The organism is Candidatus Leptovillus gracilis (genome assembly GCA_016716065.1).
In the GTDB taxonomy this organism is placed as follows: domain Bacteria; phylum Chloroflexota; class Anaerolineae; order Promineifilales; family Promineifilaceae; genus Leptovillus; species Leptovillus gracilis.
Window position 1 is genome coordinate 1 of the sequence record JADJXA010000008.1, and the last position, 22,479, is coordinate 22,479.

Sequence of the window (22,479 nt, forward strand, 5' to 3'; positions counted from 1 at the left end):
TTATTCCTTTGCGGGCCTACCGTATGGAAGCATTGCGTTTTATGCTTAAAAAAGAGGATGACGAGAAGTATCAAGATTGGGCTGATGGGGATTATCTTCGTATTTTACGTGATCTCGATCAGACAGAAATTGTCTGGTGGAATAAGGATCGTCGCGCTTATACAACTGATTACATTGCACGCCGAGTGATTAATCAGCAAAGATTTCTGGCTGAGCCTGATCTTTTCATCCAGTCGCACCGAAATGCTTTTACCCTGTATCTAGAATGGGCAAATGAACACAAAATAACCAGTGAAGATTTTATTTTAGAAGCGTGGTTTCATCTGGCAAACCTCTGGCAAATAAAAACTCTCAGACATGAACTGGATGAGAAATTTAAGCAAACCTTAGAAATGGCTAGCCATGGAAACAGAGGAAAACTGGTCATAGGGAACAACTGGAACCGCACGACAAAGATACAGAGTATGACAAAGAGTTATATGATCTAGTGCCTGGCGATTGGCGTAATCAGGCAGAAAGAATTTGGACAGAAATGGTCAAATAGACGTAATCATCTAACTAAACTATTTTATTGCCTTTACTCAATATCGCTGTTTTTGTGCCAGTTTAATACGTTCCTGCTCGGCCGTATTTCATTGTGGAGGAACACAGCAACATGACAACTGAGAATCCCCTGCTTTCACCTAAAACACCTAAGATTGTTGGGCGTAAAAGCGAGATTTCCGCTATCAAACAGGCGATTAATGATAAGGGATCGCAACGTATTCTGTATTTTGTGGCTGGCGGTGGGATGGGGAAAACCCGATTGCTCGAAGAAGTTGAGCGGATTCAAAAACCAGTTCTGATCCCCCCTATTATTGATCTATACCATCAAAGCAACCACAGCCCCAGTGGATTACGTCAGGCAATCGTCAAAGGTTTAGGCAACAAGAAATTTCTCAATTACAACCAGAAAAGACTTGAGTTTGAAGAAAAACGGGAGTTTGGTAAGGGCGGCGCAGCCTTGGAAGAGATGCGCGCTGAATTAGATAAGGCTTTCATTCAAGAGTACAACCAGATTTCCAACCACCAGCGCATCATTCTCCGATTTGATACATTGGAATTACTGCAATATGAACACGACAGTGTGCAAACGACTTGCCTGGTAGATGATGTCAATACAGTCATTAAGAATTGGCTACTTGAAGTCATTCCACAACTGAAAAACTCCGTCACGATCTTCGCAGGTCGCCCTCGTCCAATAGTCGAACACCACGCCATAGAGGATAATCAACCCCGTAGTGTCGAAGAAGAATTTCAAATTATCTTCAGCAAATCTGATTGTCATTTTGAACCATTTGTTTTGCCATCGCTAGATGAAAAAGAATGTAAAGAATTCATCCAGCTGATGTGCCAACAATACCCAGAGCAACTTAACCCAATCTTTTATTCTGATAACCCGCCTGATATTTACCCTGTATCTGAGGGCAAACCAATTCGTCTTGCTATACTTGTTGATTTATTTCGGTACGAGCAGCCCGTCAATATTCGTTTGCCAAAAGAAGACATCGACAAGGAGCTTGTTGAGCGATTGATGGGCCTACCCATGCCAATAGGTCCTGCTGTTCGGTTTTGTTACTAAGCTCGTAAAGGGCTGATGCAGAACTGTTGCGTCACTTGTGGGGCCAACAACAGGACCAGGATCCCGCTCCAGAAGAAATCCTGAAAAGGATGAGCAATCTTATAGTAACCAAAACATACCAAGGCGATAAGACGCGACTGTTTTTGCATGACGAATTGTATGATTTATTTGATCGTTACTTTCTAGGAGACCCTCGTTATCGTCCTGAATTTTTCAAGCCATTGAAGGATTACTACCAGAAAAACCTAGATCTCGCTTATCAAAAATATTTGGATACAGACAGCCAGGAAAAACTATCAACACATGAAATTGAAGATATAAAACTGGCGCTGCTTTATTATGCGCTGCAATGTGAACATGATGTAGCTTATGTTCGTTACTATGTTCGTTGGGATGAAGAAGCGATAAAAAAGCATGAGACTGGTTTTGACATGCGATTACGGGACGAGGTTTTGCGTTTTTACAATCGGTATGCCTTTGATGAACAATCTCCTTTTTACGATAGTGGTGTGGCAACCCGAGTTGATGCGAAGAGGATTCACCGGGATTGTGCTGTCCGTTGGGTGAAAAGGCATCTAGCCCGAGGTGATTTCCAGTTAGCGCATAAAGCGGCTCAAAATGTGTATCACAGTCAGGACTATCTCTTTAATTGGGTTACCGCCGATGATCCTATCTATAAAGCCGGATTGTTAACAGCGTGGAGTGAAGCATTACTTTACATTGTTAATACTGACGAGCAATTTGTTTTAGATAAGTTGAATGAAGTGTTTACCTTGCTGCCTAATGGTCACCAAAGCGGAGAAATGACGTCAGACGACGTAGATGATGACATATGGTTGGAACAGCAAATTCTGGGCAAAGCGTATAATAATCGTGGTTATTTTCATAGGTATCATGGCCGCTACGGGCAGGCATATGATGATTATCGCCACGCCTTAGGTTATTTTCGGCAAATAGATTTAGCGGATGAACGCGCAAATACATTAACCAACCTTGCTTATCTATTAGCGCTAATGGGTGAAGCAGATACAGCTATTTACCAGATTGAACAGGCGATTGAGATTCGTGAAAGGTTAGATCAAAGTAAGCGGTATACCATAGCCCTGAGCCGTAATACTCGTGGTTTGATTTATGCCATGAAAGGTGATTTTGAGGTTGGCATTCAGGAGTGTCAGCAGGCCTTAGCCATCTGTGAAGATATCGGTGAACTAAGGGGAATTGGTTTAGCTTGTTTAGCGCTGGGGTTTTCGTTAAGGCGCAGAGGAGAGCAGTGGAAACGTGGGGCGTTGATTTCCACGAAAACACGGGCTGTATCAGATTTTGCGCAAGCCAAAGCGTATTTGGAGCGCGCTATTACTGTCTTTAGTAATCCAAAAGACGAGTCTTTGCATTCTTGGACAGACAAAGCAAATCGGACTTGGGTTAATGAACCGATTCGCCTGTGGGAAGGGTTGAATGAGCTAGGGAGCCTTTATTGTGACCGGGCGTATTTAGCGCTGAATATCGAGGAGAACGAGTCCGTCTTATCTGATTATTACAATCAGGCCATCGCTGCCCAAGAAAAGTCACTAGACATCGCTGTTAGTAAAGGTCTCAAGTTTCAAACGACTGATTCGTATGATGATTTAGCCCAAGTGTATCATGATTATGCAAGATTATTAAAGCGAATGGGCAAAGAAGAGGAGGCCGGACAATTTTTCAAGAAGGCTGAGAAGCATTTGTTAAAGATTGAAAACCATCTAGTTCCTGCGGAATTTCAGTTCATGAAACATCAGCCAGCCAAAAAAACCAGATCGTTGCCCCAGTCAGGCCTTACTTATTGGCAATCTTTAGGAAAACTATATCTGCAACGAAGTGAATGGGAAGCGAAGAAACTTGAATATCGTGAAGTGACATTTGGTTTAGAGCGTTTTGCGTCTATGGAGTTATTAGTACGTTATCAAGCGCTTTCCTTTGCTTATTTCCAGCGTTATGGACCACAATCAGCCCATCTGAGCAAAATGTTATCCACGTTTACTAAACGGCTTGATTCCTTAAAAGTACCGCCAGAATTAGCCCGAGAGACGGTAGGACAAGTCGAAGCAGAAACTGGTTTCAATTTACGTAGATTGATCAATACAATTGATAATACGCTGGGCATGTAGGCCAAACGATTTAGTTGTGTATTAGGAAATAATACTCCCTGAGGGTCTCTTGTGTCGCAGAAACTCATTATTAGGCGAGCGGATTCAGCCGACGCGGAAAAGATTGCCGATGGTATCAATCAGATTTGCGTAGAAGGAGGGGCATTTTACGTCACCAGGTTTGTTCTTTCCGAAAAATGGCACCAACTGTTGTACCAACCCAAAACCAACTCAAACCACTTGTCCCTGGTGGCCGAATGGGACCAACAATTTGCTGGCTCACTGCGCTTGTTTACCGGTGAAGAGTACACCTTGTATGAGCATGTATCCGATTTAGGCCTGTTTATCCTGAAGCCTTATCGTCGTTTAGGTATTGGCACACGTCTGATGACGGAAGCCTTGGGATGGGCACGGATCAACAAGGTGGAGAAAATCATGCTTGTTGTCTTTGCCTCCAACTTATTAGCCATTCGCCTCTATGAACGGTTTGGTTTTCAGCAAGAGGGCTGCCTGAAACGACAAATCAAAACCGGCAACGAATATATTGACTTGCTACAGATGGCTCTATTCCTCTAATCCTCTGGGTGCTGGACAATGATTTTATTGGAAGTCTTTCTTGAGTTGTTTCTGGAATATATCCTGAAGCAATTATCCCCGCAGATAAAGCAGAAATGGTCGCAGCGACAAAGGCAGTTAGTCCACCCTTTTGTGGCGCCAGTGGAGATGATAGATCGCGATAATGAGCAACGGGTCATTTCTGCGGCTGTTGCCGCACGAGAAACTCAGTCGAGGGTGGTTTATTTTAATGGGCCTGGAGGAAGTGGAAAAACACGCCTGTTACAAGAATCAGAACGTATTTTTCGCCAGGCGAAGCGCAGCCGATCACTGCGGTATGGGCAAATTATTGACTTGTATCACGCCGATTTACACAGTGTTTCGGCCATCCAAAATGCGATCGTACAGGCTTTAGACCCTACTGAGAAACATTTTGTCCAGTATCGGGAAGCCTGTTCCCAATTTGATCGTCGTCGTCGTCAAGGAATAGCCAGCCAAAGTCTCAATGTTGAACGGGGAATTTAAACGCTCGGTTTCTGGACGATTATGCGGAACTGGCGAAATCAGTTCGGCTGGTATTGCGTTTTGACACCCTGGAGACATTGCAACGGGAGTCTGACCTGATTCAAACCTTGTGTCAGCTTAATCAGGCTTATCCAGTAGAAGGATATGATTGGCTGGTGCAGCATTGTGGCATATTGCCAAACACAGTCATTTTATTAGCCGGTCGCTCACAACCCCATCTCTCAAGTCATTTGGGCCAAATAAATCAACAGATACCGGGCGGTTTTGAAGAGATAGAGTTGGCTGGTTTGAGCCGGGCAGACAGTCAAATGCTCTTGGCGAAGTTCTTGCAGCAGCATCCTTCACCTTTTGCAAGCCAGGTTCAAGCACACGCTGACCACCTGTGGCATGTTACCAAAGGATTGCCAGTGCAACTGGCAATCCTGGCTGAGGTTCTGTTACATATAGAATCCGGGGGCGGCCTATTTGCCAATTTGCCAAGAGACCCTGAGCGATGGGAAAAAGCGATCATTCAGCAGATATTTGATTATGACAACGAGGCGACGCGCCCGCTCTTTTTTTTGGCGCTTGCACGCAAAGGTTTAACAGTTGATTTGTTACATTACTTGGAACCTGAGTGGTCATACGAAATTTGTGAAGAATGGCTACAGCGATTAGGCGGTTTAAGTATTATCAAAACCCGACAAAACCACGAGGCTACTGCGCTTTTCTTACATGATGTTCTGTATGAATTGTTTGACGCCGCTGAACATTCCTGGCCACAACTAATGCAGTGGCAAGAACATCTGGTGAATTATCATCGTGATCATCAGGCGGCATTACGGGAAAATCGGGCCGACTGGGTGGCTGCTACCGTCAACTTGCTGTATTACGAACTGCAATACGATGCCCATACCGCGTTTTATGAGAGTTATTTGCGTTGGAGCGAATCGGCTATCAAAGGGAGTGAGATTGGACTGGATTTGCAATTACGTGACGAACTGCTTCGTTTTTTGCACTCGTCGGTCAATAAACCGATGCCTAATAAACCAGTATTGACTGAATCGGAAATTGAACGAGATAGTGGTGTTCGCTGGATTAAACGCTTGTTGATCCAGGGCCAGTATCAACAAGCGGTTCAGGTGGCAGCTAATATACTCCAGTTTGGTCCATATGCCGCATTTGCCATCAACCCGGCCAATGTCGGTAAAACAAACCAACTGAACGAAGAGGCTGCTATTATTTTTGATATAGATAATGACTTCTTATGGGGTCATTTGTTGACCTACTATGGTGAAGCGTTAGCCTATACAGGCGCATCGGAACAAGAAACGCGTGCAATTTTGGTCCAAGCCATCTGCCTGCTTCAAAAATGCCACGAGCATATTGCGCCGGCATGGTTGCGGCAAAAAGTTCTGGGGCGCGCCTATAATGTTTTGGCTTACCTGGAATGGATATATGGTCATTATGGCGCGGCAGTAAATGCTTATCGGTTAGCGCTGGACTGCTTTGCGTCTTTTGATCTGTCTGATGAACAGGCTGATACATTGAACAATCTTGCCTTTTTGTTAGCAGTATTAGGAGATTATTCGCAAGCTAAAAATCATGCCGATCTTGGATTAAAGTTGCGTCAACAAGTGGGACAAATCTACCCGGTTGCCTTAAGCCACAATACACGTGGCTTAATTTACGCAATGCAGGGGATTTTGATTGGGGAGAACGCGAATGTAAGCTGGCGTGGGATAAATTCAGTGAAATTGAAGCTCATCGCGGAATTGGGTTAGCCTGTAATGCGCTCGGCTTTATTTTACGCCGCAAAGCAGAAAATTTTTGCCAGAAGGAAGAGGGGATAACCGCAGAGCGAGTCAATGAAATTTTTGAAGAAGCGGAGTCTTATCTGTTACACGCTATAGATATTTTCGACAGCATCCCTTCGCCATCAGCCGATGAAGTTCATGAACCACTACGATTGTGGGAAGCGTACAATGAATTAGGCAGCTTGTATGGCGATTGGGCAAATTTCTGCCGAAAAAACCAGGATTGGGTTCAAGCGCAAACCAATTATCACTCAAGCCTTACATTCCAAAGTAAGGCGGTGGCGGTAGCCCAAAGCCATGGCCTGCACTGGCAACTGGTAGATACTTATGATGATCTGGCACAACTCTACGCTGAGTGGGGGAATACAAAGGAATCGAGTTTACAATTGCGATATGGTTTGCAGGTAATCTCGCAACGACAAGAAGTAAGTAACGAGTTGGCGCCCAACTGGCCAAGCGGGGAGGCTTATTGGTTGGTCTTGGGTAAGGCACATCTACAACAGGGGATGTGGTTACTAGAGCAATCCCACAGTAATTCTGTGCAGGGGATAACTCATTTGATAAAAGCGGCCTATTGTTTTTATCATTATTGGCCTGGCATTCCTTCGTACGATCCCCGTCAAAGTATGATCAAACGTCTATTGCAACAAACCCGCGTTACAGAAGAAGCGTTGCATCAGCAAGTTGAGCAAGTCGCCAATGAGTGGAATAAATCCACTGAGGATCTGCTGCACTTGTTCGTAGGATTTACATAAGAGATAGAGGGCATCAGGAAGGGAAGAGATAGAGGGCATCAGGAAGGGAAAATGAAATCACACCTGGCAAGTAATTACGTGATTATAACAGCGCGAACTATTTTTGATGATGCAAGAGAAACACCCAAGGGAAAGAGAAGCGCAGCAAACGGCCGTTTCCCAGAAAATGACAGTCGGTCTCATCTTTTGAATTTTCTAGAATCTGATTGCGCCTGTTCCACACCCGCTGAACGCCTTTTTGAATCTAATTGCGCCTGCGCCGCGCCATCCCCTTCGTTAAGCCCTTGCCCACCGATTGTTGATCAACAAACGGCCGTTCAGTGGACTGGTTATACACGGTCGTTATCCCCCACCTATCACCTTTGCTTTGATATACAAGGGCAAGGTGGGGGGATGGCAGTGGTAAACGATGACGCCTATTTCTTGTTGCAACAATTTCAGACGCCACAATCAGTAGCAGCCGGGCTACAAGCTGCGCCCCACAAAGCTAAAGCGAAAGCGGCTGTAGACCACCTGATACAAACTGGCCTGTTAAGACCGGTAACGACCGTTGCCACCCTCTCCCAATCAGTTGCAAACAGTCTCACCGCCTGGCTGCACGTCACCAATGATTGTAATTTGCGTTGCGATTACTGTTATATAGACAAGACGCCGGACAAAATGGCGTTAGAAAAAGGATACCAGGCAATTGAGGCAGTTTTCCGATCAACCATCAAACAAAACCTTAAGAGAGTCAAGCTGAAATATGCTGGAGGGGAAGCCACACTCAATTTTCCCACCGTGTTGGCTTTGCATCACCATGCCCTGCAGTTAGCCATTGTGCATGGTCTTGAACTGGATGGGGTTGTGTTGAGCAACGGGGTTGCGATCAGTGATCGGATGATTGTAGCCTTGAAAGAGGCTGGTTTACGATTGATGATTTCCCTGGATGGGATAGGTGAGTATCATGATGGGCAACGGCCGTTTGTCAATGGTCACGGATCTTTTGAACATGTAGAACGTACGTTAAATCGTCTGTCCAAGCATCAATTCATACCATCAATCTCAATCACAATTTCACAGCGTAATTTGGTGGGCTTGCCAGACGTCGTGGCCTATGTCTTACAAAGGAACCTCCCGTTTACCTTAAACTTTTTCCGCGACAACGCTTGTACAACCTCTTTGTTCGATTTAGCTTACGAGGAAGACCAAATTGTTGAAGCAATGTTAAATGCTTTTAGAGTTATTGAAACCAATCTGCCCCCATATAGTCTACTGGGCAATGTGCTTGATTTAGCCCATCTGGATAATTCGCACGAACGTACTTGTGGTGTTGGTCAATCCTACATGGTTATCAATCACAAGGGAGGAGTAGCTAAATGCCATATGGCCTTGGATGAGGTCGTTGCCGCCATTACAGATGATGATCCACTCCAACTCATCCAATTAGACCAGATCGGTATTCAAAATTTACCCTTCTCGGAGAAGGAAGGTTGTCGAACCTGCGAGTGGCAAACCTGGTGCGCTGGTGGCTGTCCAGCCTTGACATATCGGGTGACAGGCCGATATGATCTGAGATCTCCTAATTGCCGTATTTACAAAACGCTTTTTCCTGAAGTCTTACGTTTAGAGGGGCTTCGACTACTCAAGTACAGCGGGCTACTTCAATAAGATTCTGGTAGCTTGTCACAAGGTTTTTCTTACAAATACCGTTTAGGTTCCTTGCCTGACCACGAGAACATCTCTGCTGTTTTTGATAAGTAAACAGGGTGACTAAACAAGTCACATCTCCAAGTTCTTAACCTGTGTATAATCACCTCCGAAAATCTAACAGCGTTTCTAACGATTACGCATCGAGATAAGAGATGGACACTATTTGTGTTATTGTAGAAAGTTGACAGGGAATAGGGAAATGCTTACTCGAAAACCAAAGTACCAATAAACGTTCAGAGGATCAAGCCCATAGCGATACGAACAGCGTGCATCACCGTTCTTGTCAATAAACGAACCTCCCCGCAAAACGCGAAAACCGTCTGATGTATACACAACTTCCATACTTTTGCCAACATCATTTTCGGAATCTTTCAATTGGCTAGCCGTCCATTCCCATACATTACCCGCCATCTCTTCCAGTCCATAAGGAGATGCACCGCCAGGAAAACAGCCAACAGCGCTGCTACTACCAATACCGCTTTCACTAGAGTTTGCCCGGTTGTCATCTGGGGCATTACCCCAGATATAGGCTGTCTGGTTTCGCGGGTTTTGTTGCAACGGAACAGTCGCAACCACAGAATCGCGCAGTTTGATGATAGGCTGAATCACTGCCTGCTCTGGAATTTGTACGCCGCCCCGCGCCCCCTTCTCCCACTCCGCTTCCGTCGGCAACCGCACACCCCATTCCTGCGATGTATGTGGTAGCCAATCTCTCCACCGCTCCATCAACCAGCGAGTGTAGGCCAGCGCCTCATGCCAAGTCACACCGACTACCGGATGGTTCGGCAAATCAAAGGGGTGGTTGGCCTCCACCGGTTGGTTGCGCATCTCGTTCTTTAGTAGTCCCTTGACCTTACCCCGCCTCCATACTCCAAGCGCCTTTGCTTCCTTCCAGTACCGCTCTGTCATGTAACCATCTTCCTTTATGAATTGAGTATACTGTGCATTCGTCACCGGGAAGCGGCTCAGCCAGTAAGGATGGGGCATCTCCACCCAGTGCTGCGGCTTTTCGTTGTCACGCCCCTCGTCACTGCCCATCCAGAAGGGGCCAGGCGGCACGTAGCAGAACTGCATCGCGTCTACGTCCATCACCTCCTGGCGCGGGTCGCCCAACCGCGCCAGGGCCACGCCCCCAGCCGCCCGCTGTGGCGGCTTGCTCTGGCTCGCCCGCTCCTGGTCAGCCAGCAACCCGGCCAACTTCTGGCTAATGGCCTCTTGCAGCTCCGGTCGGGGCACACCCCACTCCCAAAACGCGGTCGCCGCTATCTCCACCGTCGCCAGTTCCATCTCGGCTGTCAGTTGTCGCGCCTCAGCTTCCTTGTCCAACCCTGCCAGCCGCTGCAACAACAGTTGCGCCGTCGGCGCCGATGTCACCATCAGGTAGCCCGGCGTCAGCAGCGCCACTTCCCGCCACCAACTGTCCAACAGCGGCCCCTGCTCCAGAAACTCGGCGATGGCGGCCACACCCCCCACCCCGCGCACAATCTCCGCCAGGTAGCGCGCCGCCAGATACTCCTGGAAGGCCAGGTGCAAAAAGCGGTACATCCCCATCCGCTCTTCCAGCAGCGTGCCGCGCATCCGTGTCAGGGTGATCAGGTCGTCCACCATCCCCGCGTACAGTGGCTCTTGGGCCATCATCTCCCGCAGCCCATCTTCACTAATTTCTCGCCCTTGTTTCTCCCCTTTCTGGTGCATGTGGAAGGCCAGATGCTGCATCAGGTCACGGTGGGTCTCCATGCTGCCGCCCACGGCCCGCCCTATCTGCTCGCTCACATCCTCATCGGGAGCGTAATCGGGCAGCAGCATGGCGTCGGTGGCCTTCATATATAATTCGGCGCGCTGTTCCGGCAGCCGCCGCCGCTCGCTGTAATGGACGATAAGCAGCAAGCGCACCATCAACGGGCTATCCACCAGCCGCGGAACGTCTTCGCCCAACCGCCGCCGTTCAGATTCCAGGTGGTCAATGCCCGCCAGCAGTTCGGCGCTCTTTTTTACTTGCGCCAGCGGGTCAGTGCGGTAGATGTGGCGGTACGCCTGCGTCACAAGCGCCTCAATATGTTCCGCAGCCAGCGGCTTGACCTTCACCTCGCGGAAATTTTTGCCCAGGGCCGTGCGCCCCTGGTAAGCGGCCGTGCGGCAGGTGACAACCACACGCATGGTCTCCCGGCCAGTCACCAGGTCTTCAATCGCCCGGCGTACCCTCACCCGTTCCGCCTCGTTGGGCACTTCGTCCAGGCCATCCAGGAGTAGAATCACCGCCTCGCCCTGACGCAGCAACTGCTGGAAGAAGTCAGGGGGTAAATCAAAGCCGGCCTGGCTTTCGATCAGGTAATGGGAAATGTAGGCGGCCAGGGTTCGCTTCTGCGGGTCACTGGCACGGGGCAGTTCGCGCAGGTAGAGGGCATAAGTGCTGAGCGGGATGAAGATGGGCAGCGGCAGCGCCCCGCGCAAGCCCAACTGCCGTTCGGCCAGCGCCGCGTCATCGCCGGCCAACGCCTGCGCCAGCGCCCAGGCGATATGCAGCAGCACCGTCGTCTTGCCACAGCCCGGCCCACCGGTGACGATGAGACGGTGGTCCAGTCCCAACAACTGCTGCATGGCGATGTCTATCGGCTTTTCCACTTCCATGGACATCTCGTCACGCTGGCTGCCCATCGCCTGTCGCCGGTAGAGGGTCGCCGCCAGCGGCACGTAGACCGTCTCCAGGGCCAACTGCATCACCTGCTGCCCTTCCCGCTTGATACCCCGCAGCTCAATGGTACCGTATTTGTCCTGCACCCAGGCCAGATAGCGACCGATTTGCCCTCGAAGTGCCTCTCGTTCCGGCTCCGGCGCACCGGCCTGCTGGATGATGTGGATGACGCTCTGATTACCTTGTTGGATGATCAGGCCGCCCCGGTTGTCTATCGCCTGCGCCCCCGGTCCGACGGCCATGAACGCCGCCTGAAACTGCGGCCAGTTGCCGCGCTGCTCCAGTTCGGTGCGCAGCGTCTCGGCGAACCAGGCGCGCTGAGACTCCGGCAGTTCCTCCTGAGCGGTGGTGAACACCTCCAGCTTTGTCAGCAAGGCGTCCAGCTCCGCTTGCAGGGCGGGCGTCTGCGCCAGCGCCTCTTGCAACAAAGCCATCGCTGCCGCTTCGTCGGGAGCGTCGCGGAATTTCTGCACCACGTTGGCAAGCAGGTTGCCGCCCAGACCGCCGAGTAACATCATAAGTTCGATGCCAGCCGGTTGCCCCTGGGCCACGGCCATGGCCGCTGGCGCAAAAGCCGCTGCCGAGAGGAAAAGATAGAGGGAATCGCTGCCCAGGTGGTTCAACCGCGCCCGCCACTGCCGCAGGCTGGCGTGGATTTGCTGGCGCAGGTTGCTGTGATTTTCGGAATCTATCATTTTCTTGCCCCTATTCGTCAAGTTGCCAGTTCGCGCCTACCGGCGCAGGGCGGCTGCGCCGCCAGAGTTCAGAGCGGCGGCTATCGCCGCCTACTTCAGAGTAACACAGTTCAGAGGGTTCATCGTCCAGAGTGGGAGAGAAATGGGGAAACGCACACACGAAAACCGACGATCCTGCGGCCGCCGAGAATGTCGTTCCTGCCGCGGGACGCGCAGCGCATGTGTTTGGCTTGATTCCAGGCTGAACCACCACGCAGCACAAACAGATCGTCATCTTGAACCCCCTTGACTTTCTCACGGCCGTCTTTGGGATTGTACTCGTACCCTTTCCACAAACTGCGCGTCCACTCCCACACATTGCCGCTCATATCCAGCGGCCCGAAGGCGCTGTCCCCGCCGGGAAAACAGCCCACGGCGCTGGTATTGTCCAACCCTGTACCCTTGTGGTTAGCCTTGTCCGCATCCCATTCATTACCCCAGGGGTAGAGGCGGGCGTCTGTGCCCCGCGCCGCCTTCTCCCACTCCGCCTCGCTGGGCAGTGTCACCGACCAGCCGTTGTTTAGGCGCAATGCGGTCGGCATCGGCTTCCATTGGCGCAGCGCATCCGTCAGCCATTCACAGTAGGCAATGGCGTCGCGCCAGGTGACATATCTCACCGGATGGTTAACCAGCCCCTTGGTGCTGTCTTGGTTGGCCGGTTTATAGCCGCTTTTTTCCACAAACAGCCGGTACTGCGCCACCGTCACCGGGTAACGGGCCATGTAGAAACTCTCCAGGTGCAGCGAGTGCTGCGGCTGCTCTTCTTTTTCTGCCTGCGGGTCTTGCTCCGGGTCGCTGCCCATACGGAACTGCCCGGCAGGAATCTCGACAAAGCCCAACAGGTTATCGTTGGGCAAAAAGAAGCCGCCGGCATCATGAAAGCGCGGGTCGCCCAAGTGGCCCAGGGCATCCCCAGCGCTGAGGCGCTGTGGGGTCGGCTGCTGCGGGTCACTGAGGATTGTCACCAACTGCTGCCGCGCCGCCTGATGCAGCGGACCGCCAGACTCCGCCTCTTTCGTCTGCAACAGCCCCACCGCATCCCCTATCTTCACCACGTCACCGCTGAGCAGCCCGCCCATCAGGTCGGTTGGCACGTCCACCGGTACTGGGTCACTCTCCACCGCCCCGGCCAGGCGCACGTACACTTCCACCTGCGGCCGCGTCAGGCCGCTGAAACGAGCGCGCTCTGCGCCCCGGCCGGCCTCACTCTCCGGCGGGTAGGTCAGCAGCCGTTCCAGCAAGGCATAGCGGCCGCGGTTGTTCAGGTACTCACCCAACGCGCCATCCCGCCCCGGCGCGGATACCTCGGCCGCCAACGGCGTGTCCGGCGTTTCGGCCGAAACGTCCGGCGCGACCGGTTGGCGCTTGCCCGCCTGTCGAATGCCCATCAGCACTTCCTCGTCGCTAGTCGGGCGCTGGGCGTAAGCCGCCTCCAGCGTTTGCACCAACGTCGGATACTGCCGCCACAACTGGTACAGCTGGGGGTATTGGGATTGGATAATCACCGTTTTAGCCAGCAGCGGCTCGGCTATGACCACGTCACCGTCTGACCCTAACCGGCTCTGGGCAATGCCGCGCAGCAGGCGCAAAATGTTGAGCGTCCGTTTCACCTGACGCGGGTTGGGGTAGACGCCGCGCGCCAGCACCGCCTGCGTCCGCTCCGACAACCCAGGGTTCAGGTCGCGGATGAAACCGGCCACGTCGTCTACCGCCAGCGCCGGCAGGTGGAAGGGGATTTGCACAATCTTTTGCAGGTAGCTGTCGCCTTGAATCGGCAGTTCCAGGCGTTCCCCCTCTTTGCCCTGGCGGCGGAAGGCAGCGGCGTAACGCGCCTCGATGCCCTGACGGATCACGTCCTGGTCCATCCCCAGGACAAAAATAACGCCTGGCGCTTCCAGAAACAGCTTGATGGCCTCCAGCACTTCCAGCGCTTTCTCCGGCAGGCAGCGGTCGAGGTCGTCGACAAAAACGACAAGACGGCCGCGTCCCTTTTCGTCCAGCAGGCTGACCGCCTCCCGGAACGTCGCCTCGAACTCTTCCATGTGCTGCAACTGGCGGCGGTGGTAACTCCGCGTCTCGCGGCTGATTGCCTCGGCTGCCCTCTGGATTTCCTCGACCGGCGTATCTTCTCCGCCCAGCGCCTTCTTAAACGTCCCGAACAGTCCGCCGCTGCCCATGTTGGCCGCCACCTCCGCCCCCGCTTTGCCGGTGTTGCTGATGAACTGCCACCAGTTGATGGCGCGCGGCCCGATTTCTTCCCAATCTACCGCCTGGTAGACGCTCTCTTCCAGCCGGTTGAGCAGAGTAATCAGGCGCGCTTCGCGGGGGCCTGGGTTTTGTAGCACCGGGCGCTCGACGCGCGGCCGGTCCTGCGGTTCGTTTTCGCGGGGGTACAGGGCATCCAGGACGCGCAAGATGAAGGCGCGCCACAGGGCATCCTGCCGGTCGTATTTCCAGGCGGTAAACCAGACGGTGCGTCGCATCGCCAGCCCTTCTTTCTCTAGCTTCTGGTGCAACATCTGCATCAGGCTGGTCTTGCCGCTGCCCCACGGCCCAAAGACGCCCACTGTCAGGGGGGTGTCGGCGTGGCAAATGATGTCGTCGAGGGCGTTCTGGAAATCCCCATAGTGCAACAAGTCACGCGCGGTGGCGTGGTCGGTCAGGTAGGTGTTCTTGTGCTGGCTCATCGGCGCTTCTCCCTTCTGGCGATATAGCTGATTGTCTTATTGTGGCACATTGCGGGCGGTCTGTCACCACTTTTGTTCGATGAGGGTTGGGATTGCTCAAAGCTCTATGAGCAAGCGACGATGCGTATGAAGGCAATAACTTCTCTTACAAAAATTCATTGTAACTATACAGGTCTAAAACCTGTGGTATAAATGATAAGCATGGACGAAGTACAACAACTGCGAGCAGAAAACAAGCAACTTAAGCGAGAAGTCCAAGAACTCCGCGAAAAGTTGACCGTTGCTGAGGCTCAAATCAAGCATTTAGCCGAGTTGCTTGGTCAAAATAGCCACAACTCCAGTTGGCCGTCCAGCCACGATAAAGGCCGACAAAAGCCTAAGCCCAAAAGTCTACGGCCACAAACAGAGCGCAAAGCTGGTGGACAGGAAGGACATGAAGGGCATACGCTTGAGTTCAATCCAAAACCAGATCTCATTGAATCGCACCGTCCAGCCCAATGTAGCCATTGCCAAGCCCCATTGCCCGAAGAAATTGCAGCCAGTAAAGTTACCAAACGGCAGGTCTTTGAATTACCGCCTCTGCGCTATGTGACCATCGAACACCAAGCCGAAACCCTCATATGTCCCTGTTGTGGTGAAGCAACAACAGGTGAATTTCCAGCGGATGTGAGCAATCCGGTGCAGTATGGTTCGCAAGTCAAGCGGTTGTCAGTTTATCTGCGCAATGAGCAGTTCATCCCGTATGAACGAGAGCGACAGATGTTGGCCGACTTGTTTGAATTGCCCATTTCCACTGGTTCATTGCAAAACTTTTTAGAGACCGCCGCAGAAAATGTGAAGCCAGCGACAGAAGCCATTAAAGAAGCCGTCAAAAAGGCTTCAGAATTAACCTACTATGAACCGCATCAAAGTCGGGGCAAAAAGGCTACCGACGCCATTGGCATTCTGCCTGAATTCACCGGCGCCCTTGTTCACGATAACTGGGCGACCTATTTCCAGTACCAATTGTTGCTTCATGCCTTGTGCAATGCGCATCATTTGCGCGAGTTGACGGCTCTGGTTGAGAATGACCAACAGCAATGGGCAGCCCTCATGATTGTCTGTTTGTTAGCGGCCAAACAATTGGTTGCCGAAGCCTATCAGGCAGGTGAAACCGAATTGTCAGTCGAGCAACTGCAACGAATCCACCAGGTGTATGACACCATTGTTGCCTTCGGTTTAGAGAAAACCCGTTACCCGATGAACATCCGCCCCTGTCAAACGAGGCGGCGCAAAAAAACAAAGGCGCGTAATTTGGTGGAACGATTTGACAAGCAGCAGGAGGCTATCTTACGTTTTGTCCATGATTTTAAGGTGCCGTTTGATAACAACTTGGCTGAACGAGACATCAGAATGATGAAGGTGCAGCAGAAAATCTCAGGCTCTTTTCGCAGTTGGGAAGGCGCTGAACAATTCTGTTCGCTGCGCACCTATATTTCCACGATTCGTAAACAGGGTCTCAATGTATGGGAAGCTTTAGGGTCTCTGTTTGACGATGATGTTCTCATGCCTCAACTCACACCTGTATAGTTACAATTCATTAACCTGGCGACAACAACATCTAGCCAGACCATTGGCAAAAGATGTGATTAACGTCGCAGCGAAAACTACGGTTTGAATGAGAAACGACCGTTTCCTTTTACAGGCAACGGCCGTTCCCCCTTCTCAATCCCCCAACACCTCCCCTCCTACCACCCACCGCATAAGCCGGGCATAACTCAGATCACCTCTTCCAGCCCAGATCACACACCTATGCCCGGAGCGGTATCCAGCCCGTCGCTCCCGCTCCGGGCAAAAGCTAAAAAAGCTCTCGATTTAGTCGAGAGCTTTTTGTTTTCTGCGCGCCACACCCGCTGCGGGTTCCACCCTGAGTCGCTCCCGCCAACCATACTGGGGAAAAACGGCCGTTTCCCCTCCCGACAAATTCGCTTTATCAAACCGTCCCATCAGCGTCGCCTGGCACGCATAAGCAGCCTAGATTTTACCCAGACAACTGGCAAACGTCGTTTCCGTTCCCCGGTGGATGGCTAATTCTGGAACCACGCGATCACGGTTATCATCACGCTTTTGAGGTTGTGGTCAACGGCCGTTTTCCCCACCATCCCCAATCAGTTCACCTCTCATCCGTCGCTACCCAATATGCGCCTACGCCCAGGCAGAGCGCCGACCCTACCACTATTACATTAAAAACCGGGAAAACGTAGACAATCAAGACGGGTTGCAGCACAATAATGTCATGGCAAAACGACTCTTTCGCACAACATCCAAACCACAATCGGCAAAATCCGTTCAGTCGCCCCATCATCCACCCACAACCTACCCAGACCAACAAACCTGGCGCAGGATTGTCTTTCAACGCGACCAGATTTTGCGGCAGTTAATAGCTGGCTCAGTGGGAAACGACCCTAATATTGTCACCAGACTTGTCAGCCAATTTGGCGCGTATGAGGTTGGCTATGTTTTACAACGCTACCAAGGACATATCCATACGTCATTTTTGACTGATGAAACGGCCGTTTACCGTCACTATCGCCTCTTATTTGCCCAGTTTGGCGGCAACAGGCCCTTCTTATCCAAACGTGGCTTTGATGAAGCTATCACGAAAGAAACGAAGAATCCCAATCAGCTGCGACGCCTGTTGATGGGCATGTCTAACCCAGATGACGTTTTGAATCGGACCGATTAATACATCTGGGTTATGCCACCGACATAACACCGCGAGACATACCACCCCAACCGATCAACTTTAAAGCGCCGAAGCCAGGCAACTATAGCCCCCTGTTGACGCCTTTATTAAACTTAGGCTGGCAGTTGGACGAAGCCGCCATGAAAATGATGCCCGACTTTTCCCAGGAGGCGCAGTGGCACAGTGTGCTGCCAGAACTGAGCCAAATGGCGGCTGACCCGGGCCTGGTGAATGGCTGGTCGGGGCAGCCGGCTAGTTGGGCGCCTTATCACGCCCTGACCGTGTTAGGGCATTTGCGGGCAGTCGCGTTCGCCGCTGCTTTGCTTCCCCTGATCACCGTAAAAGACGATTGGCTTTCTGACCGGCTGCCAGATATTTGGGGGCAAATGGGGCAGGAGGCAGCGCTCCCTCTCTGGGAAATGGTGGAGAAGAGGGCTTATTCAGACAAAAAGCTGGGCATTCTCGTGGCCGGTTTACTAAAAATAGCGCAAACAGACGCCAGTCAGGGTACGCTGATTGGGCGCAGATTTATAGACTTGTTAAACGGCAGTCCGGCCAAACATGCCGATCTGAATGCTTATCTGGTTTATGCCTTGGATGAGTTGGGGACAAACGGCCGTGCCCGCCATCCGGGCCGCCTTCAACCAAAACCGGGTAAACCGGAGACGTCATAGGGCCAGAAAGTATCAAATTACTTGGTGGCGGCCTAGGGTAAATTTTCGCCCGACGCCGACAAACCTCTAAGGCTGTCTGGAAAAGTTTGCCGGTTGGTTAGTTTGCTGGTTGGTTTTCAGCCAACCTCAAACTGACCAACCATCGAACCTCTCCAGAGAGCCTTAGTAATTACCAGCCATTGAGCAAAGGAGATGTCTCTATGAAGACACCCAAAGTCAATTTTACCCAACTAACCCATGAAGTGGTTCAATCCTCCCCGGAACCGCTGCCGTTCGCTGAAATTATGCCAGAGTCAATAACATCGCGCCCATTACCACCAAAAACCCCAAAAACACCATCCGCAACGCCATCAGCCAGAGCCAATTGCTCGTGTCTACCGGCGACGGCCGTTTCGGGTGGAAACCTCGCCTGATCAACAACGCCCGCATCCGCCACACCATCCAGGCCGCCGAACTGGCCCAAAACCAGTTGTACTACGACGACGACCTGCGCGATGCCCTTTGCCCAACTTTCTTCGCCAGTCAGAAACACAATGACCGCAGCCCGGTTCAGGTTGCCCTGCCCAATGGGGAAACGGCCGTCTTCTCCATCACCATGTTCTCGCGTGGCATCTGGGGTACGCCGGCCGACGCCACGTTTTGGGGCTGGTTTCACAGCCTCGATGCCGCTGCGGGCGACCATCTGCTCTTTGACGTGGTGGATGGCGAGGCCAAACAATACCGGGTCCTTTTCCAACCTCGCGCCGACCGGGACGAAGCGGTCATTGCCGCGCGCAACCGGGAATTGGTGGCGATTGGTCAGAAATTGATGCAGCAACGGCCGTATGGCCCGGCCGAGTGGGATTTCACCGCCTATTTGCTGGCAACCGGTTTCTACCATCACCCCATCCCACCCGATCCGTTTAACGAACTGCGGCACGAGGGCGTGTTAACCGCCATCCTCTACGGGGATGAACCGCCCACGCCTGAATTCAAACCAGACCCACTGGGCAGCGCCTTTTCGGGCCAACCGGCGCAGACTTACGACTTTGAGAACCCGCCCGATCTGCCCCGCGAATATGATCCCGATTACGGACGTCGCCATGCCCGCCAATCACGCAAAGCCCACACAGGCAGCGTCACTAGCTATCTGCTGCGCGTCAACCATCGCGCCATGCCCGAAGTCTGGCGCGACATCGAACTGGCGGAAGACAACACCCTCGAAGACCTGCACCTGACGATTCAATCTACCTTTCGCTGGATGGATGACCATCTCTATTCTTTTTATTTAAGCGGCGATCAGCAAGACCGTCAGAGCGAAATCGGCAGCCCCTGGTCCGATACGGCCGTCCACACCCACCAGATTCAGATGGCGCGCCTGAACTTACAAGAGGGCCAGGTCTTTCTCTATCTATTTGACTATGGCGACAACCATGAATTTGATGTGACGGTTCTAACCATCAATCCCCTGGCCCCCAAAGGAGACTATCCACGCATCGCCACCTACCAGGGGATGCCACCGCCGCAATATCCCGACATTGACGAAAAAACGGGCCAAATGAGTTGGGATCCTTACCGGCACTGGCACTCGACCTAAACGCACCTCCTAAAAGTACCGCAACCCCACAGATGGCAAACGTCGCTTCCGTTCCTCTGGAACAATCTTACCGTAACAACAAATTCTTGATCGTTTCGGCGCTGAATTTCGTCAGTTCCTCTGGGTTCATTAAGAATCTCTGGACATCCTCCACCACCCGCGTCCATGCCACTTGCGCCAATCGTGTCTGTACATGCTCGCGCCAATTATCAGATGTAAGGACGCCATTCTCCCAGCCAGATTGAGCCAGAGCATTGTTCAACATGGCGAAGTTGGGCAGCGCCCATTGCGGTTGGCTCAAGTACCAATAAAGGTCATACCAATCACGCCCTTTGACATATTCCCGCTGCAAGAGAGCATGAAGCTTGCCGGCTAACAAGGATGCCTGGTCATGATGCTGCAAATTAACAGCAACATGATGCTGCACCTGAGTCGTCGCCAGGGTTGCCTGGGCCGGTGGATTCGTATCAATCTCTAGTTTGATCGCCAGGATCTCCGTTTCATGCGGCGACAGACCCAGGCGGTGAAACAAGCCACGAAAACGAATGAAGGCGCTGTGAACAACACGACGCTCATTCAGTTTTATCTCGACGTCATACGTTTCGGCCTGCAAATCACGTTGTATGGCGGTCAAATAACGGCGCAAATCATACTGCTCGCTTTGTCGTTCCAGCGCAAAATCCAGGTCCTCCGAATAGCGCGGCATGTGGTAAAGCAGTCGCAAGGCTGTTCCCCCATGAAAAGCCAGGGGAATCATGGCCCCAGCGTTTTGCAAACTCTGCAAAATCCGCATTTGCAGATATTCGCGCACCATCGCTCTTTGCGCTTCCGGGATAAATGTCTGCTCAATTTGCGCTTTCAGATAGGGGATCACAAGGTCACGTACTCTGTTAATTCCTCGGCCACAACTTGTAAGATGTGCGATAAGGCGCGTTTGAGTTTTGGTTTGTTGGCCCGCTTAACGTAATCGGCCAGTCGGTCAACATCAAGCTGATCCAGATTTTGCAGCCGCAAGGGCGAATATACCCTTCGCTATCCGCATCGGGCGTCAGGTAGATAAGGTCTAGCAGCGCCTTTTCCGGTGTCGCCAGGTACGCCCATTGTGTTTGTGTTACCTGCCGGTATTCAAAGCCAAAAAACAGCGCTGGTTGAATGTGTTGAAAAGTGAAACGGCCGTATGGATTTTGCCACGTACCTGGGCGACCCGTCGTGACGCTGGTCACGACAGCCACATGCTCCGGGATGAGGTCGTAGTGGGATAAAGCTGTATGCAGGCTGACATAGGAACCACGCGCCAGATGATTGGCGATTAAGTAGCTGTGTGGGCGTTCTAAGTGGTAAGGTGAGGCGAGAGTGTACAGCCCGCGCTGTAATTGAATCACCTTTCCGGCGCGCACCCAATCTGCAAGCTGCCGCTGTACCTGCTGGGGGGAATCAGTTCCCGCGTAAAGTTGCCCGCTTTCAAATAAGGGTAAGGGAGCTAATTGGGGCAATACTTGTTGAAAATACATGAATGGATTGTAGCCAGAATCGTCAATTAATGCAATGAATTTTTGATTAGCCACCTCTTACCAGCCGCAGCATAAGCTGGGAATAACTCAAATCACCCACCGCTACCCAGACCACACACCTGCGCCCGGAGCGGTATCCAAGCCCGTCGCTCCCGTAGCAAGAAAAGCTCTCGAATCATTCGAGGGCTTTTTTTATTTCCCCGGCGCAGCCCCGCGCCCCATCCCCCAATCATCCTATTGCCAGACGTCCCCCGCTTCATTATCTTAGCGGCAGTCTATTTTTCTTTTGCCGGAAGGTCGCCAACCCAAACAGCGTTTTCCGTGCAGCACATACCATCATATGGAGGACACAATGGCAGCGAAGTATAAAGTTGTGGAGAAGGTGAACCCTAGCAACCGGGAGGCCCCACGTAAATTTTACCCCTCATTGCAAAGCAGTGGCCGTTCTAACCAGCGCATCCTGGCCGCCGAAGCCGCCGACCGTTCGACCCTGAGCGACGCCGACATGGCCGCCGCTCTGGCCAACATGCTGGCCCTCATCCCCAAGCATCTGGCGATGGGGCGGGTGGTGGACCTGGGCGATTTCGGCAGCTTTCGCCTGAGTATCAGCAGCGAAGGCTCCGCTTCACCCGACCTGGTGAGTTCGCGCAACATCAAACGGGTCTCCGTGCGCTTTGTCCCTGGCCCCGCGTTTAAGGAGGAGTTAGCCAAGATTCAGTTCGAGAAGGTGAACAGCAAGTCAGGCGTCTAAACAATCCCCGCGACCGGCGCAAACGCAGTACAGGTGCTTTTGCCGGAAATGTCGTGAGGTTT

Annotated in this window: 17 protein-coding genes; 13 read left to right on the forward strand and 4 right to left on the reverse strand. The window is 51.9% G+C overall.

What is annotated here, in order from left to right:
- The 8 genes from IPM39_19220 to IPM39_19255 form a co-directional block, all read left to right on the forward strand.
- A partial coding sequence (locus IPM39_19220) for a hypothetical protein (protein MBK8988165.1) occupies positions 1 to 488 on the forward strand: 488 nt, incomplete at its 5' end.
- A 167-nt stretch (positions 489 to 655) separates the two neighbouring features.
- The gene (locus IPM39_19225; GenBank protein ID MBK8988166.1) at positions 656 to 1,621 is read left to right on the forward strand and encodes an ATP-binding protein; all 966 of its coding nucleotides are present in this window, start codon (positions 656 to 658) and stop codon (positions 1,619 to 1,621) included.
- Between the two features lie 89 nt (positions 1,622 to 1,710).
- Positions 1,711 to 3,765 carry a tetratricopeptide repeat protein gene (locus IPM39_19230; protein MBK8988167.1) on the forward strand — a complete coding sequence of 685 codons (2,055 nt, stop codon included), beginning with the start codon at positions 1,711 to 1,713 and terminating at the stop codon, positions 3,763 to 3,765.
- A gap of 51 nt (positions 3,766 to 3,816) precedes the next feature.
- On the forward strand, positions 3,817 to 4,320 hold the full coding sequence (locus tag IPM39_19235; protein ID MBK8988168.1) for a GNAT family N-acetyltransferase: 504 nt from the start codon (positions 3,817 to 3,819) through the stop codon (positions 4,318 to 4,320).
- Between the two features lie 18 nt (positions 4,321 to 4,338).
- Positions 4,339 to 4,824, forward strand: coding sequence for a hypothetical protein (locus IPM39_19240; protein MBK8988169.1), 486 nt, complete (start codon positions 4,339 to 4,341; stop codon positions 4,822 to 4,824).
- Between the two features lie 53 nt (positions 4,825 to 4,877).
- The gene (locus IPM39_19245; GenBank protein MBK8988170.1) at positions 4,878 to 6,587 is read left to right on the forward strand and encodes a hypothetical protein; all 1,710 of its coding nucleotides are present in this window, start codon (positions 4,878 to 4,880) and stop codon (positions 6,585 to 6,587) included.
- Between the two features lie 185 nt (positions 6,588 to 6,772).
- A complete protein-coding gene (locus tag IPM39_19250) occupies positions 6,773 to 7,375 on the forward strand; it encodes a hypothetical protein (GenBank protein ID MBK8988171.1) in 603 nt (200 codons plus the stop codon).
- A gap of 51 nt (positions 7,376 to 7,426) precedes the next feature.
- Positions 7,427 to 9,025, forward strand: a complete 1,599-nt coding sequence (locus tag IPM39_19255) for a radical SAM protein (GenBank protein ID MBK8988172.1) — start codon at positions 7,427 to 7,429, stop codon at positions 9,023 to 9,025.
- A 210-nt stretch (positions 9,026 to 9,235) separates the two neighbouring features.
- Here the strand turns inward: IPM39_19255 and IPM39_19260 are convergent, their stop codons facing one another.
- Both IPM39_19260 and IPM39_19265 read right to left on the reverse strand, forming a co-directional pair.
- Entirely contained in the window at positions 9,236 to 12,454 is a 3,219-nt protein-coding gene (locus tag IPM39_19260) for an SUMF1/EgtB/PvdO family nonheme iron enzyme (GenBank protein MBK8988173.1), read from the reverse strand.
- Positions 12,455 to 12,573: 119 nt separating this feature from the next.
- On the reverse strand, positions 12,574 to 15,180 hold the full coding sequence (locus IPM39_19265; GenBank protein MBK8988174.1) for an SUMF1/EgtB/PvdO family nonheme iron enzyme: 2,607 nt from the start codon (positions 15,178 to 15,180) through the stop codon (positions 12,574 to 12,576).
- A gap of 201 nt (positions 15,181 to 15,381) precedes the next feature.
- Here IPM39_19265 and IPM39_19270 point away from each other — a divergent pair, with 201 nt between their 5' ends.
- The 4 genes from IPM39_19270 (at position 15,382) to IPM39_19285 (ending at position 20,155) form a co-directional block, all read left to right on the forward strand.
- Positions 15,382 to 16,749: an IS66 family transposase gene (locus IPM39_19270; GenBank protein MBK8988175.1), complete on the forward strand. Its 1,368-nt coding sequence runs from the start codon at positions 15,382 to 15,384 to the stop codon at positions 16,747 to 16,749.
- Between the two features lie 688 nt (positions 16,750 to 17,437).
- Complete coding sequence (locus tag IPM39_19275) at positions 17,438 to 17,905, forward strand: hypothetical protein (GenBank protein MBK8988176.1); 468 nt, start codon at positions 17,438 to 17,440, stop codon at positions 17,903 to 17,905.
- Between the two features lie 95 nt (positions 17,906 to 18,000).
- Positions 18,001 to 18,579 (forward strand): hypothetical protein, encoded by a 579-nt coding sequence (locus IPM39_19280; protein MBK8988177.1) that lies wholly within the window; start codon positions 18,001 to 18,003, stop codon positions 18,577 to 18,579.
- A 370-nt stretch (positions 18,580 to 18,949) separates the two neighbouring features.
- Positions 18,950 to 20,155: a plasmid pRiA4b ORF-3 family protein gene (locus IPM39_19285; protein MBK8988178.1), complete on the forward strand. Its 1,206-nt coding sequence runs from the start codon at positions 18,950 to 18,952 to the stop codon at positions 20,153 to 20,155.
- 67 nt (positions 20,156 to 20,222) lie between these two features.
- Here the strand turns inward: IPM39_19285 and IPM39_19290 are convergent, their stop codons facing one another.
- Positions 20,223 to 21,029, reverse strand: coding sequence for a nucleotidyl transferase AbiEii/AbiGii toxin family protein (locus IPM39_19290; GenBank protein MBK8988179.1), 807 nt, complete (start codon positions 21,027 to 21,029; stop codon positions 20,223 to 20,225).
- Between the two features lie 16 nt (positions 21,030 to 21,045).
- On the reverse strand, positions 21,046 to 21,666 hold the full coding sequence (locus IPM39_19295; protein ID MBK8988180.1) for a hypothetical protein: 621 nt from the start codon (positions 21,664 to 21,666) through the stop codon (positions 21,046 to 21,048).
- 352 nt (positions 21,667 to 22,018) lie between these two features.
- Between IPM39_19295 and IPM39_19300 the strand changes: the two genes are divergently transcribed.
- Positions 22,019 to 22,417, forward strand: coding sequence for an HU family DNA-binding protein (locus IPM39_19300; GenBank protein ID MBK8988181.1), 399 nt, complete (start codon positions 22,019 to 22,021; stop codon positions 22,415 to 22,417).
- Positions 22,418 to 22,479 lie beyond the last annotated feature (62 nt).

Coding starts and splice junctions, on each gene's coding strand:
- IPM39_19225 (MBK8988166.1), top strand. CDS start 656: ATGACAACTGAGAATCCCCTGCTTTCACCTAAAACACCTAAGATTGTT.
- IPM39_19230 (MBK8988167.1), top strand. CDS start 1,711: ATGAGCAATCTTATAGTAACCAAAACATACCAAGGCGATAAGACGCGA.
- IPM39_19240 (MBK8988169.1), top strand. CDS start 4,339: ATGATTTTATTGGAAGTCTTTCTTGAGTTGTTTCTGGAATATATCCTG.
- IPM39_19255 (MBK8988172.1), top strand. CDS start 7,427: ATGAAATCACACCTGGCAAGTAATTACGTGATTATAACAGCGCGAACT.
- IPM39_19260 (MBK8988173.1), bottom strand. CDS start 12,454: ATGATAGATTCCGAAAATCACAGCAACCTGCGCCAGCAAATCCACGCC.
- IPM39_19265 (MBK8988174.1), bottom strand. CDS start 15,180: ATGAGCCAGCACAAGAACACCTACCTGACCGACCACGCCACCGCGCGT.
- IPM39_19270 (MBK8988175.1), top strand. CDS start 15,382: ATGGACGAAGTACAACAACTGCGAGCAGAAAACAAGCAACTTAAGCGA.
- IPM39_19295 (MBK8988180.1), bottom strand. CDS start 21,666: ATGTATTTTCAACAAGTATTGCCCCAATTAGCTCCCTTACCCTTATTT.
- IPM39_19300 (MBK8988181.1), top strand. CDS start 22,019: ATGGCAGCGAAGTATAAAGTTGTGGAGAAGGTGAACCCTAGCAACCGG.